The organism is Pyxidicoccus xibeiensis, from assembly GCF_024198175.1.
GTDB lineage: Bacteria > Myxococcota > Myxococcia > Myxococcales > Myxococcaceae > Myxococcus > Myxococcus xibeiensis.
Genome location: NZ_JAJVKV010000001.1, coordinates 780,610 through 794,066, shown reverse-complemented (window position 1 = coordinate 794,066; position 13,457 = coordinate 780,610). Strand labels below are relative to the sequence as shown.

At 72.0% G+C, this 13,457-nt stretch carries 12 protein-coding genes; 4 read left to right on the top strand and 8 right to left on the bottom strand.

Annotated features, from left to right (window positions below; translation table 11 throughout):
* Nucleotides 1–8: 8 nt before the first annotated feature.
* Complete coding sequence (locus LXT23_RS03200) at nucleotides 9–2,354, top strand: carboxypeptidase-like regulatory domain-containing protein (RefSeq protein ID WP_253978570.1); 2,346 nt, start codon at nucleotides 9–11, stop codon at nucleotides 2,352–2,354.
* A gap of 70 nt (nucleotides 2,355–2,424) precedes the next feature.
* On the opposite strand, the gene trhA is transcribed toward LXT23_RS03200, so the two are convergent.
* Both trhA and LXT23_RS03190 read right to left on the bottom strand, forming a co-directional pair.
* Nucleotides 2,425–3,087: a PAQR family membrane homeostasis protein TrhA gene (gene trhA, locus LXT23_RS03195; protein WP_256560586.1), complete on the bottom strand. Its 663-nt coding sequence runs from the start codon at nucleotides 3,085–3,087 to the stop codon at nucleotides 2,425–2,427.
* On the bottom strand, nucleotides 3,084–3,869 hold the full coding sequence (locus tag LXT23_RS03190; RefSeq protein WP_253978568.1) for a fatty acid desaturase: 786 nt from the start codon (nucleotides 3,867–3,869) through the stop codon (nucleotides 3,084–3,086). Before LXT23_RS03190 ends, trhA begins: the two co-directional genes overlap by 4 nt.
* 82 nt (nucleotides 3,870–3,951) lie before the next feature.
* On the opposite strand from LXT23_RS03190, the gene LXT23_RS03185 reads away from it, so the two are divergent.
* Complete coding sequence (locus tag LXT23_RS03185; RefSeq protein ID WP_253978567.1) at nucleotides 3,952–4,590, top strand: TetR/AcrR family transcriptional regulator; 639 nt, start codon at nucleotides 3,952–3,954, stop codon at nucleotides 4,588–4,590.
* 75 nt (nucleotides 4,591–4,665) lie between these two features.
* On the top strand, nucleotides 4,666–5,238 hold the full coding sequence (locus LXT23_RS03180) for a glutathione S-transferase family protein (protein ID WP_253978566.1): 573 nt from the start codon (nucleotides 4,666–4,668) through the stop codon (nucleotides 5,236–5,238).
* Between the two features lie 76 nt (nucleotides 5,239–5,314).
* Here the strand turns inward: LXT23_RS03180 and LXT23_RS03175 are convergent, their stop codons facing one another.
* The 3 genes from LXT23_RS03175 to LXT23_RS03165 are packed head-to-tail and all read right to left on the bottom strand — an operon-like array spanning nucleotide 5,315 to nucleotide 8,126.
* A complete protein-coding gene (locus LXT23_RS03175; RefSeq protein ID WP_253978565.1) occupies nucleotides 5,315–5,845 on the bottom strand; it encodes a hypothetical protein in 531 nt (176 codons plus the stop codon).
* A 53-nt stretch (nucleotides 5,846–5,898) separates the two neighbouring features.
* Entirely contained in the window at nucleotides 5,899–6,888 is a 990-nt protein-coding gene (locus LXT23_RS03170) for a HEAT repeat domain-containing protein (protein ID WP_253978564.1), read from the bottom strand.
* Between the two features lie 17 nt (nucleotides 6,889–6,905).
* Nucleotides 6,906–8,126, bottom strand: a complete 1,221-nt coding sequence (locus tag LXT23_RS03165; protein ID WP_253978563.1) for a hypothetical protein — start codon at nucleotides 8,124–8,126, stop codon at nucleotides 6,906–6,908.
* 227 nt (nucleotides 8,127–8,353) lie between these two features.
* On the opposite strand from LXT23_RS03165, the gene LXT23_RS03160 reads away from it, so the two are divergent.
* The gene (locus LXT23_RS03160; RefSeq protein WP_253978562.1) at nucleotides 8,354–9,898 is read left to right on the top strand and encodes an alkaline phosphatase D family protein; all 1,545 of its coding nucleotides are present in this window, start codon (nucleotides 8,354–8,356) and stop codon (nucleotides 9,896–9,898) included.
* Between the two features lie 58 nt (nucleotides 9,899–9,956).
* Here the strand turns inward: LXT23_RS03160 and LXT23_RS03155 are convergent, their stop codons facing one another.
* From LXT23_RS03155 to LXT23_RS03145, 3 genes are all read right to left on the bottom strand, one after another.
* Nucleotides 9,957–11,606, bottom strand: coding sequence for a serine/threonine protein kinase (locus LXT23_RS03155; protein WP_253978561.1), 1,650 nt, complete (start codon nucleotides 11,604–11,606; stop codon nucleotides 9,957–9,959).
* A 109-nt stretch (nucleotides 11,607–11,715) separates the two neighbouring features.
* A complete protein-coding gene (locus LXT23_RS03150) occupies nucleotides 11,716–12,477 on the bottom strand; it encodes an ABC transporter permease (RefSeq protein ID WP_256560495.1) in 762 nt (253 codons plus the stop codon).
* A gap of 26 nt (nucleotides 12,478–12,503) precedes the next feature.
* Nucleotides 12,504–13,442, bottom strand: coding sequence for an ABC transporter ATP-binding protein (locus LXT23_RS03145; RefSeq protein ID WP_253978559.1), 939 nt, complete (start codon nucleotides 13,440–13,442; stop codon nucleotides 12,504–12,506).
* Nucleotides 13,443–13,457: the final 15 nt, after the last annotated feature.

The following is a 13,457-nucleotide window of genomic DNA, read 5'->3' as shown; positions in this document are numbered from 1 at the left end:
TTCGGTTCATGCTGCCCGTGCTCGCCGCGCTGCTCGCGGCGGGCGCGGCGTGGTGGGCGCTGCGCGCTCCCGTCTCTCCGGGGGACATGCCTCCGGATGCCGGCGCCGCTCCCGAGGCGGCGGCCGGGGGCGGGGACTCACTGGATGCTCGCTGGGCGCTGCTCCCGTCGGACGCGGCGCCCGGTCAGGTGTCCGGCGCGGTGCGGGCCCCTGACGGCGGGAGTGTCGAGGGCACACGGGTGACGGTGGCCCGGGTGCTGGCCGGTGCGCTGCGCGGGCCTCGCCGGCTGCCGGAGGTGCGGGCGGTGGGCGTGGGCGCGGGTGGCGCGTTCGACGTCGGCCCGCTGCCGCCGGGACAGTATGCGGTGACGGCGTCGGGGCCCTCGGGCACGGCGGGCCCTCAGGTGGTGGAGGTGGCCTCCGGTGCCACCGCGCGCGCCGAGCTCACGCTCATGCCGGGCACGGTGGTGCTGTCGGGCCGGGTGCGGGGCGCGGGTGGCGCGGCGCTGCCGGGGGCCGTCGTCACGGTGGAGGCAGTGACGCTGGGGGCCGCCGACGCGGCCGTCGAGCTCCATCAAGTGGAGACGGGCGCCGACGGGGCCTATGCCCTCCAGGTGCGGCCCGGGGTGTACGAGGTCCTCGTGCGTGCTTCGGACCACGCTCCGGACCGCGCCGCGCGCGTGGTGGCGGGCGACCTCACGCATGACGTGGAGCCACGGCCGGCGGCACGGCTGGGAGGGCGTGTGCACACGGCGACCGCGGGCCGGCGTCCGGAGGGCGCGCGGGTCCGGGTCGTCGGTGGGGCCGCGGCCTCCGAGACGCGCGCCGATGCCACGGGGAGCTTCGCGCTGGATGAACTGGAGCCGGGGCAGGTGCAGTTGCTGGTGCGCTGGGAAGACCAGGTGGGGCTGAGCGCGCCCGTGGCCGTGGTGGCTGGCGAGCGGGCGGAGGCCGACGTGGCCCTCTCGCCGGGGCGTGTGGTGACGGGCCTGGTGAAGGACACCTTGGGCCGCCCGGTGACGGGCGCGGTGGTGCGGCTGAGCGCGACGGATCCGCTGCTGCCCCTCGACGATGTGGCGCGCTCGGACATCCGGGGTGCGTTCCGCTTCGAGGGACTGCTGGAGGGCACCTACCGGCTGGAGGCGCTCGGCGCCCGGGGTGAGCACGCCGCGAGTCCGATGGTGGTGGGCCGGGGCGCTCCGTCCACGGCGGAGCTCAGGCTGGAGCCCGGTGGCACGCTGGTGGGCTCCGTCACCGCCGCTGGCGGCACGCCGGCCGCTGGGGCTCGCGTGCGCCTGGACGTCGTCGCGGGGCCGGACACCGGCATGCCGGCGCGGCTCGCGCTCGCGGATGCGCAGGGGCGCTTCCGCTTCGAGGGCGTGCCGGCCGGGCAGGTGGTGCTGGCGGCGGCGCACGAGAAGCTGGGCGCGGTCCGCTCCGCCTCGCAGCCGGTGGGGCCGGGGCAGCAGGTGTCCACGGGCCTGACGCTGCCGGCGCCCGCCACCGTGGAGGGCCGGGTGGTGGGGAGCGACGGAAAGCCCGTGGCGGGGATGCCCGTCGCGGCCATGGCGGAGGCGCATGGCGTGGCGCCCGTGGTGGCGCTCAGCGACGCGGAGGGCCGCTACCGCCTGTCGCCGCTGGGCGAGGGTGCGCAGCGCGTGGTGCTCGCACCGGGGGGCCGCTGGCGTCCCGGGCTCTCCGCGCTGGAGCGCGAGGTGACGACGACGGCGGGGCAGACGGCGGGCGGCGTGGACCTCGCGCTGCCACGCGCTCCCGGGCGGATGAGCGGCACGGTGGAGGACCCGGAGGGCCGTCCGCTGGTGGGCGCGGCGGTGGTGGTGCTGCCGAGCACGGAGGCGGCGCGCGGCCCGAGTCCCTTCGAGACGTACCAGGCGCTGTCGGGCGCGGGGGGACGGTTCTCGCTGGAGGCGCCTCCCGTGGCCCGCTGCACCGCCTGGGCGACGCATCCCCGCTACGTGGGGACGGCCGGGACGGAGCTGGACTGCGCCGCGGAGAAGGTGGTGCTGAAGCTCGGCAAGGGTGTGGCTGTCACGGGTGAGGTGCGCAGCCCGGAGGGCGTGCTGGTGCCGGAGTACACGCTGACGGTGATGTCGCTCGGGAACACGCGTCCCGGCGCGGAGGGGGCGGGGCGCGTGGCGCCCGTGGCGGCCCGCTCGCTGCGGGTCCGCGCGGCGGAAGGGACCTTCGAGCTGGGGCCGTTCACCCCGGGCCGCTACGTCCTGCGGGCGAGCACGGCGGACGGACGGGCCGGGCAGTCACTGGTGGAGCTGTCCACGAGCGGCGCTCCCCAGCGCGTGCGTGTGCAGTTGCACGCGGCGGGACAGGAGCGCTGAGGCCGGGGCCACCCTACCGGGCCGTCGGCCTCTTCGCGGCGCCTGTCGCAGCAGCGGCTTCCCGCCGCCGTCACCCCGCCAGGGGGGCCGCCGCGCGGACGAGCCGCAGCACCACCACGAAATGGAGCCCCGCACCGACGATGGTGAGCGCGTGGAACACCTCGTGGTAGCCGAAGACGCCGGGCTTCAGGTCGGGCCGCTTCAAGGCGTACGCGAGCGCTCCCGCCGTGTACGCGACGCCGCCCGCGAGGATGAGCGTCAGCTCCAGCGCGCCGAGCGTGGCGCGTGCCTCGTCCAGGTAGGGCACCAGCGTCCAGCCTACCGCGACGGCCAGCGCCGCCGTCACCACCTTGGGTGCATGGGCCCAGAACAGGGACTTCACCACCCCGACGAGCGCCCCGCCCCAGATGGCCAGCAGCAGGCTGTCACCCGCCGCGCCGGAGATGCCAATCAGCGCGATGGGCGTGTACGTGCCCGCGATGAGGATGAAGATGGACGCATGGTCCATGCGCCGCATCCACGCCCGCCCGCGCGTGGACCAGTCCACGCGGTGGTAGGTGGCGCTGACGGTGAACAGCACCACCAGGCTGAGGGCATACAGCGCCGCCGCGGCGGCGGCCCGGGGCGTGGGCGCCATGGAGACGAGCACCAGGCCCGCTCCGAGCGCGCCCACGGCGGCGAACTGGTGCAGCACGCCCCGCAGCTTCGGCTTCTCTACGGCCTGGGTGGTCAGGATTGGACCTGTGCTTCCACGGAGTGCTCCCTGGGCGGGCGCGGGATGAGGTAGTCGCGCTGGATGGTGGCAAGGCCCAGCTTCTCCAGTAGCACGCAGGCGCCGTAGCCCATGTCGATTTCGTGGCGGCGGTAGGAGAAGGACGCGGACCCCGGGTAGCGGTGGTGGTTGTTCTGGAAGCCCTCACCGAAGATGAGCCACGCGGCCAGGTGGTTGTTGCGCGAGTTGTCGTCCGTGTCGAAGTTGCGCCCGCCCACCGCGTGCCCCAGCGAGTTGACGAGGCCGCCCTGCACCGGGTGGCTCATCATCCCGAAGAAGTAGGCCGCGCCCAGCAGCCACCCGATGCCGAACCCGAGCCCCAGGCCCACGGCGGCGTGCAGCAGGTACGGCAGGTACCAGCGCTTCGTGCGGTTCAGCGCGTTGAGCGGGAAGTCGAGGTCCTTCGCATAGCGCGTGTACTCCGGCTCCTCGCGCGCCAGCCCGATGATGACGCGCTTGTAGTTGCGCAGCTGCTCCATGCCGATGCCGAGGATGCCCACGTTCACGGGCGAGTGCGGGTCCAGCGGCGTGTCCGAGTGCTCGTGGTGCAGCCGGTGCATCACCACCCAGGCCTTCGGGTCCAGGCCCGTGAGCCAGTTGCCGCCCACAATCACCACCCGCTTCAGCGCCGGGTGCAGGCGCACCGCCTTGTGCGCGAGGCCCCGGTGGTAACCCACCGTAATCGTGAGGATGTTGAGCAGATACGCCGCCAGGAAGACGGCTCCACAGAGGGCGAGGTACATGGGAGGCTCCAGCTCGGCCGACTGGTTACTGGCCAGTAGGTTTCGTTGGAGTAAGTTACTCGCGGGTAGGTTGGAGGTCAACTTGGCGGCGAAGAAACGACTGACGGCGGCTGAGCGGCGGGTCCAGCTGATGGAGGTCGGGCGGGGGGTCTTCGCCTCGCACGGCTACGAAGCGACCTCGATTGAGGAGGTTGCCCAGCAGGCGGGCGTGTCGAAGCCCATCGTCTACGAGCACTTCGGCGCGAAGGAGGGGCTGTACGCGGCCATCGTGGACCGGGAGATGGACGACCTGGTGGCGCGCATGTCGGAGAGCATCTCCCAGGGCTCGCCACGCGAGCGCTTCGAGGCGGCGGTGCTGGCCTTCATGACGTACGCGAAGGAGGAGCCCGCGGGCTTCGCGGTGCTCACGCGCGACTCGCCGCTGAGCACCGCGCGCCGGGGCCTGACGCGCGTCATCGATGACCTGGCGCAGCGGGTGGGTGACATCTTCCGCAGCGAGTTCGAGCGCGCGGGGTTCAACCCGAAGGTGGCGCCCATCTACGCGAATGCGCTGGTGGGCATGGTGACGCAGGTGGGGCAGTGGTGGGCCGCGGACGGGCGCTCGTTCTCCATCGACCATGTGGCGCGCCATGTCGCCGCGCTGGGCTGGATGGGGCTGCGGCACCTGCCCAAGGAGCCGGACTCTCCCGGGGCGAGGCTGGGCGCGAAGCGGCGCGGGTAGGCGACGAATGCGCCGCCGCATCGAGGCGTTCTGCTACACGGAGAGTGAAGGTCCCCAACCGCAGGAGGCGTCGAGATGAAGCTCTATTTCAATCCCAGGAGCCGTGCGACCATCGCCAAGTGGCTGCTCGATGAGGCCGGCGCCAAGTACGAGCTGGTGCCCATCGACCTCGGGAAGCGCGAGCACAAGACGCCCGAGTACCTGAAAATCAATCCCGCCGGGAAATTGCCCGCGCTGGTGGACGGCGCGGCCCGCGTCTTCGAGGGGCCGGCCATCTGCATCTACGTGGCGGACAAGTACCCCGAGGCGAACCTCGCGCCGAAAATCGGAGCCCCGGAGCGCGGGCGCTACCTGTCGCTGCTGGTGTACGCCACCGCGCAGGTGGAGCCCTCCGTGGGCGACCACCTGATGAAGCAGCAGACGGCGCCCCAGCGCGGCTGGACGGACTACGAGAGCATGTTGAACGCGGTGGAGAGCGAGCTCGGCGACGGGCCCTGGCTGTTCGGCGACTGGTTCACCGCCGCCGACGTCATGCTCGGCTCGATGTTCATCTGGATGCGCATCCAGGGCGCGAAGACGGGCCGGGCGACCATCGACGCCTACGTCGACCGGCTGATGGCCCGCCCCAAGGGCCTGAAGGTGGGCTGAGCCCTTACGAGGCTCCCGGCCGGGAAGCGGAGGGGGAGGGTGGAGCGCCGCCCCCCGGCCGGAAGCGCGCGAGGCGCTAGTCCAGGTAGCCGAGGGTCTCCGAGCGGCTGACGGCCTCGCCCTGGCTGGTGTAGCCCTGGTACCAGGACGTGTCGTTGGTCCCGAGCTTGTCCTGCTGCAGATGCGCGTGCGGGCCGCTGGCGTTGCCGGTACCTCCGATGTTGCCGACCTGGCAGCGGTCACACGTGCGGTCGTACGAGTCGCTCGTCTTGATGAAGTGCCACTGGCGGAACGTCCAGCCGCTCTGCCAGACGTGCTTCGCCTCGTTCTGGTTGCCGCTGCCGCTGCCGTTGCACACGACGCCCGTGGTGCGGATGGTGACGTTCCAGGACACCGAGCCCACCACGCCCGTCTCCGCGCCCCAGTAGTTGCACCGGCCGCCGGCGCCGATATCGATGGCGCCGTGGTACCTGCCGCTGCTGGGATAGGTGGTGAGGGCCGTCACCGTGCCGGTGTGCGTGCCGCGAACCTCGTGCGCCGTCACCGCCGCGGGAACCAGCGCCAGCGAGGCCAGTGCCGCCAGACCCGTCTTCATGAAGCTCCGCATCTTCGTTCCTTTCGGGCCGTCACAGCGGCCCCCGATGGGACTGCTCGTGCTTGTCATGGAGCCTGCTGCAACCGCTGCTTCTCCCTCAGGATCAGGCTCCACTCCTGAAGGCCCATGCCGAGAACCCGAATCCAGGCGTCTACCTCCGGCGCCAGCGCGGGGTCCACGCCGCGCAGCCGCTGGAGGTCGGGAATCGCTCCGGCGAAGCCGAGCTGCGCAAGGCTCTGCAGCAGCAGCTTGCGGACGCCGGAGTCCTGCTCGCCGCGGTACATGGCGAGCAGCGTCTCGCGGGCGCCGCCCATCTGCTCCGTGGGCACCCCGCCCAGCGCGTTGACCGCCGCCCGGCGCACCTGGGCATCGTCGCTGCGCAGCAGCGACTTGAGCTGGTCCGTCGACTCCGCGCTGATGTGCTCGGTGGAGACGTTGTCCAGGATTCGCGCCGTCACCTTCGGGTCCGTGGAGGCCGCCGCCGCGCCCACCGCCGCGTCCGCGGCCGGGCCGTGGTGGCCCGAGTAGACGAACTGGTTGTCCTCGATGAGGTTCGTCGCGGCCTCCTGGCGCACCTCGGGCGAGGCATCCCGCACCAGCTGCTCGTACAGCTCGCCCGTGTTCTCGGTGGCGCTGGTGCGCCGCAGGGCGCGCAGGCTGGCGACGCGCAGGGCCGGGTCGCGCTCCTGCTGGATGCGCCTGGCCACCACGCCCATGGCGCCGGGGTCCGCGCCGCGCTCGGTGCGCGCCACCAGGGCGGCGGCGAGGTGCTCCACCATGACGGGGTCCGTCTCACGCTCGAAGGCCGCGCGCAGCTCCGCGTCCGGCAGGGTGACGGCGGACTCGCGCAGCAGCGTGCGCAGGTACTTCTTGTACGCCTCGGACTTCGAGCCGAGCCCGCGGCGGATGCTGTCCATCAGCCCGCCGACGGAGCAGGCCTGGGGCCGGAGGGCGGGCGCCTCCTGCTGCGCGGCGGCCGGAAGGGGCAGGAGGGGGCAGAGCGTGAGGGCGAGCAGGCCGAGCGTGCTCGCGCGGAAGATGGAGGGACGCAGCATGGCGGAGGGCTCCGTGCTCATTCGTGGCGGTCGAGGCAGCCGAAGGGGTCCTGGTCGGGCAGGCTGTTCCACACCCGCACGAAGTCGAGGGTGCCGCTGGCGTAGATGCGCTCGAAGACCTGGTGCTGGGGCTGGAAGCGCGGGTCGACGAGGGCCATCTCCGCCATCACCGGGAGCGCCTGCTGGCCGGCCACGCGCGCGGCGAAGCGGAACAGGGCCCAGCGCACGCACACCTCCTGCTCGGTCTGGAAGGACCGGGCGAACAGCGCCAGCGTCCGGGCCTTGTCACCGCCCGACACGGAGAGGTTGTGCGCCGCGGCCTCGCGGCCGTCCGGGCTGCCCTCGCTGGTGAGGACCTTCGAGTAGCGCGCGGTGGTCTGCTCATCCAGCACGGGCGTCGCGTGCATGGGCATGGACAGCGCCAGGTAGCGAATCTCCTCGTCGGGCGACTCGGTGCCGATGGTGAGCAGCTTGTCCATGTACGGCGCGAGGTTCCCCTTCGCGTTGAAGTCGCGCTTCATGACGCGGGCGATGGTGCGCGTGGCGGCCCAGCCCGCCTCGCCGGAGACCGGCTCCTTCGCGAACGCCGCCAGCCTGTCCAGCGCCGCCGGCTCCAGCCGCTTCTGCGAGTCCAGCGCGGAGAGGATGCCGGCGCGGCGCGGGCCGTCGAGCTCGAGGTTCAGCCCCTCGTCCAGCAGCCGCGCGGCGACGGCCGGCTGGTGCACGGCCTCCGAGGCACGCAGCGCCATCAGGATGACGTTGAACTCGCGCGGCTGCGCGTCACGGGCCCAGCCCAGCACCTCCGTCGCCCTGGCCGCGTCGTTGCCGATGAGCTCCGTGAGGCGCTCGCGCAGGTAGTCCCGCACGTTGGGGTCCTTCGACGCGAGCAGGGGCGCGGCCCACTGGCGGAAGTTCCCAATCGTCACCGCCTCGTTGAAGCGCTCGAGGTCCTGCCAGCAGAGGGTGGCGTCGAAGCGCGGCGGCGCCTCCTCCTCCTGCGCGTGGCCCTGGCCGGAGTGGCCGCCCGTGCCTTCCGGCCCGGACGGGGCCTGCTTGCGCGCGGCGGTGGCGACGGCCTCGGCGGCGGCGCGGGACTCCGCGTCACCGGCGCCCCGCATGAGCAGTGCCACGCCCGAGAGCAGGACGAGGGCGCCCAGGCCGGCCACGACGAGCGGCGGGCGTCGGCTCGGCGCACCCGTCACGGGGGCGGCGGAGCGATGGACGGATTCTGGAGTCATGCGGTCGGGGCCTCTGTGGGTTTCCGTCCCCCAGGAGGGCCCGCGCCCGCCGCCGTCTTGAAAAATAATTAAGGGGGATTTTCAGGAGGGGAGAGGAAGGGTCCGGAACGCCCCGCCCGATGCCGCTTCCCTGGCTGCCCTCCATGCGGTGGGGCAGGGCAGGGCACCGCGGGGCTTCGAGCGTGCGGATGGTGGTCCGCAGCCCCCGGAGACACCAATGTGAGGGCATGACGACGGGGGTTCCGCAGCTTGAGCGCGCCGTGGCGGTGGGGCGGGTGAGCCCGCGCGGCGCGCGCCTCTGGATGCGCTCACCGGGCGGGGGAACACACCGGCTGGAGCTGTGGCTCGCGGCGGTGCCGTCCGAGCGCGTCACCTACGCGGTGGACATGGGAGACCGCGCCCACGCCGACCATACCTTCGCCTTCGCCTTTCCGGACGACGTCCCCGGCGCCCGGCCGCTGGAGCCGGTGACGCGCTACGGCTTCCGGCTGAGCCGCGCGGATGGCGTGCTCGTCGGAGAGGGGCGGTTCGAGACGCTTCCAGCGAGGCCCGGCCAGATGCCCCGGCGCTTCTGCATCGGCGTGGCGAGCTGCCACCAGCCCTTCGACATGAACGGGGAGCTGCACGAGCTGGGCGTGCGGATGCTGCGCCTCGCGCGCACCGCGTGGGAGCGCTGCGACGTGAAGCTGGTGCTGTGGGCGGGGGACCAGCTCTACGCGGACTTCCCGGAGAATCAGTCGCTGTTCGACCCCGAGTACTTCAAGACGGTGGGACCGCCGGGCCGCGAGAGCATGCTCGAGTGCACCCACGACGAGGCGCGGGCGGTGTACCACGGGCGCTACCGGCGCAACTGGGGCCACCCGGACTGGCTCGCGCTCCAGGCGCTGTTCCCCGGCTACCCCATCCTCGATGACCACGAGGTGGTGGACAACTACGGCTCGCTCCCCGAGCACCACACGAAGCAGTGGCGCCACGTGCGCGACGCGGCGGAGGCGGCGTACCGCGACTACCAGCACTCGCGCGTGCAGGCCTTCAGGCCCGGCGACGAGGGCCCGTACGACTACTCCTTCGAGTACGGCGCGGCGGCGGGCTACGTGCTCGACGTGCGCTCCGAGCGCCGGTCCACGGATGGAGACCATGCGCGCGTCTTCGCGCCCCACCAGCTGGAGCACTTCTCCACGTGGCTGAACGCGAACGCCGACGCGCCGGTGCTCTTCATCATGCTGAGCGTCCCGCCGTTCTTCATGCCGTCCTGGCTGTCGCGCGTCGCCCGGTACGTGCCGGGCAGCTTCCGCGAGGACGCGCACGACCGGTGGATGCACCCGCAGTACCGCACGGACCGCTGCCGGATGCTGGAGCTCATCAAGCGCCACCAGCAGCACCATCCCCGGCAGCAGGTGGTGCTGGTCTGCGGTGACGTGCACGTGGGCTACGCGGCCCGGTGTGACTGGCGCACGCAGCCGCCGACGTCGCTCCACCAGTTCGTGTCCAGCTCCATCACCCACAAGATGTCGTCGATGGACTGGCACCTGGCGCGCCACATCCCCCGCACGCACTTCGCCATGAGCGACCTGGACGGGGACCGCGCGCGCATCCACCTGCTGGGCGGCAGCATGGCGCGCGTGCTCCAGCAGCCCGTGGGTGGCCTCAACGTGGGCACCATCGAGGTGGACCTCGACGGAGACAGGGCCCGGCTCAACTTCAAGCTGTACGGGGAAGACGAGGACCAGCCCGACGAGCCGAAGCTCCTGTTCGAGTCGGGCTTCCAGTAGGCCGCGGGCCTCGAGCGCGGGCCCGGGGCAGGCCGCCACACGGGCGGCCCTCGAGGGCTCAGCGGCCCGTCTTGATGCCCAGGTTCCCGCCCTGCCCGGAGCCCGTGTGCTTCTTCCCGCCGTTGGCCTTGCCGGCCTGGCGCCGCAGCTCCAGCCGCAGCTCGTCGTCCGTGGGGGACACCTGCCGCGTCACCGGCTCGTACCCGTTGAGCGCGAGCGTCACCGACACCGGCCCGTCGCCCGGCGCGAGCTTCAGGCGCAGCGGCGTCTCACCGCGCTCCTCGCCGTTGACGCTCACCGTGGCCCCGGGGGGCTCGGTGATGACCGGCAGCTCCACGCCCGCGACGGCCTGGGGCCTGTCCTGCGTGGGGACCTTCGTCGGGAGCGGCTCCGGCGTGTGCGGCACCGCCACCACCGGCTGGGGCTGCGCCGGCTGCACCACCGGCGTCGCCTCCGCGGGCGTGCGCAGGAAGACGACGGCGGCGCCCGCCAGCAGCAGGCCCACGCCCGCGGCGGCCACCGGCACCCAGGGCACGCGCCGGGGCTCCTCGGGAGGACGGGCCAGCGGCGCGGTGCCTCGCGTCTTCTCCAGCTGCTGCGGGGGCGGCGGCGGGGACCCCGCCTGGCGCGAGCGCGTGGCCGGGCCGGGGCCCTGCACCGAGCGGCCCAGCGCGCGCGACGCGGACGAGCGCGGCCCACCGCCCACGCCGCTCATCGAGGAGTTGGAGCGCGAGTCCAGGTCCGAGTCCTCGGCGAGCTGGTCCAGCTTCGCCGGGTCCGCCTCCGTGGCGATGCGCTCGGCGTACACCTCGCGCAGGTACGCGGACAGGTGCGCGCTGCTGGAGGGCAGCCGCAGGTTGAGCGTGTAGTCCTCCAGCGCCAGCCGGAAGGCGCCGCAGTCCGGGTAGCGCGCGTCTGGCGTGGGCGCCAGCGCCTTGAGCACCACCTCATCCAGCCCCGGCGGCAGCTTGGGGTTGAGCTGAGAGGGCCGCGGCACCACGCAGTCCTTCACCAGCCGCAGCGTCATCATGTCCGAGTCGCCCTTGAAGAGGCGCTTGCCCGTCAGCAGCTCCCACATCACGACGCCCAGCGCGAACAAGTCGCTGCGCGCGTCGATGGCCTGCCCGCTCGCCTGCTCGGGGGACATGTAGGGGTACTTCCCCTTGAGGACGCCGGTGGCCGTGTTCTGGCTGCTGGTGGCCGCCTTGGCCACGCCGAAGTCGATGACCTTCACCCCGCCGTCGAAGCCGACGAGGATGTTCTGCGGGGACACGTCGCGGTGCACCAGCCGCAGCGGCTTGCCCTGCGCGTCACGCGCCTCGTGCGCGTAGTGGAGCCCCGCCGCCGCGTCCGCGATGACGCGGAGAATCAAGCCCACCGGCATCGGCCTGCTCTGCGCCCGGGAGAACTTGTCCAGACGACGCAGGTCGTCACCCTGGACGTACTCCATGGCCAGGCAGTGCCGTCCCTCGATTTCCGTGAGGTCGAGGATGGTGATGAGGTTGGGGTGCGTCAGGCGCGCAACCAGGCCCGCCTCATCGAGGAACATGGAGAGGAACTCATCGTCCTCCGCGAGGTGGGGGAGGATGAGCTTGAGGACGACAAGTCGCTCGAAGCCCGTCCCGTGCTCGCGGGCCAGGAAGATCTGCCCCATTCCCCCGGAGGCAATCTTCCGCAACAGCTCGTACTTACCGAATGGCACAGCCATGATGTGCGGCGGAGAATAGCCCTGTTTCTCACCGGTTGGGAAATGGCCGGTCAGCCATTACCCCACAGGGCCCCCTCTCCAGGGGGCCAATGTAGGTGCGGGGCCGCCCTCAGGCCTTCATCTTGTATCCGGAACGCAACACGAACCAGGTCACGAGGGTGGCCACCAGGGCGACGCCGGCCAGGATGAGGCCGCCGCCCAGGGGCGAGTAGATGCTGCGGCCGAGCATGCCGTAGCGCAGCCCCTCCACCATGTAGACCATGGGGTTGAAGAGGCTGACGGTGTTCCACGGCGAGGGCAGCTCCCGCACCGAGTAGAAGACGCCGCCCAGGAAGGTGAGGGGCAGCATCACGAAGGTGGGGAAGAAGTTGATCTGCTCGAACTTCTCCGCCCAGACGGCCGCGAGCATGCCCAGCACGCTGAAGACGTAGGAGGAGAGCAGGAGGAAGTACGCGGCCACCCACGCGTGCTCCAGGCTGAAGCCGGTGAAGAGCGCGGCCACCGCCCAGGTGAGGCCGCCCACCACGAGGCCGCGCACCATGGCGCCGCCGATGAAGCCGGCCATCAGCTCGCCGGGCCCCAGCGGGGACACCAGCAGGTCCACCACCGTGCCCTGAATCTTGGTGATGAACAGGGACGAGGAGCTGTTGAGGAAGGCGTTGTTGACGATGCCGAGGAAGACGAGCCCCGGGACGATGAAGTGCAGGTACGGCGAGCCTTCCACCGTCTGGATGCGGCCGGAGATGGAGTAGCCGAAGACGATGAAATACAGCGTGGTGCTGATGAGGGGCGACAGGACGGTCTGGCCCGGCACGCGCATGAAGCGCCGGACCTCCTTCGCGAACAGCGTCTTCATCCCGAGGACGTTCATGGTGTGGGGGCGCGGGGGGCGTGGGTTCAGGCGGCCTGCTGCGGGCGGCCGCGGAGGATTTCAATCAGCACGTCCTCCATGCGGGAGCGGCGCGTCTCCACGTCGGCGATGGGCTGACCTTCCGCGTACAGCGCGCGGAGCAGCTCGCCCGAGGGCGCACAGCCCTCGCGCTCGACGTAGGTGAGGGCGCGGCCGTCCTCGGAAAGGCGTGCGGAGAAGCGGCGGCCGGCCTCGGAGAGGGCGGCCTGGGGCTGCTCGAAGGTGACGACGACGCGGCGCTCGCCGAAGCGGCGCAGCAGGGTGGCCTTGTCCTCCACCATGAGCAGCTTGCCCTCGTTGATGATGCCCACGCGGTCCGCCAGCTCCTCGGCCTCTTCCAGGTAGTGCGTGGTGAGGACGATGGTGGTCCCCTCGGTGGCCAGCCTGCGGACGTAGGTCCACAAGTCGCGGCGCAGCTCCACGTCCACGCCCGCGGTGGGCTCGTCCAGGAAGACGAGGCGGGGCTTGTGCACCAGCGCCTTGGCGATGAGCAGCCGGCGCTTCATGCCGCCGGACAGCGCGCGGGTGAGCGAGTCCTTCTTCGCGGCGAGGTTGAGGGCGGTGAGGACCTCGTCGATGCGGGCGTCGTCGCGGGGGCGGCCGTAGAAGCCGAGCTGGATGCGCAGGGACTCGGCCACGGTGAAGAACGGGTCGAAGTTGATCTCCTGCGGGACGAGGCCGATGTCATAGCGCGGGGCGACGGGGTCCTTGTCGAGGTCGCTGCCGAAGACGCGGATGGTGCCGGCCGTCTTCTTCACCAGGCCGCACACGCTGCCAATCATCGTCGTCTTGCCGGCGCCGTTGGGGCCGAGCAGCGCGAAGATTTCTCCCGGACGGATGGTGAGGTCCATGGAGTGCAGCGCGGTGAAGTTGCCGTAGCGCTTGGAGAGTCCCTGCAGCTCGAGGGCGGGAGTGGGGGCGGACATGGCGCCGCTTCGTCT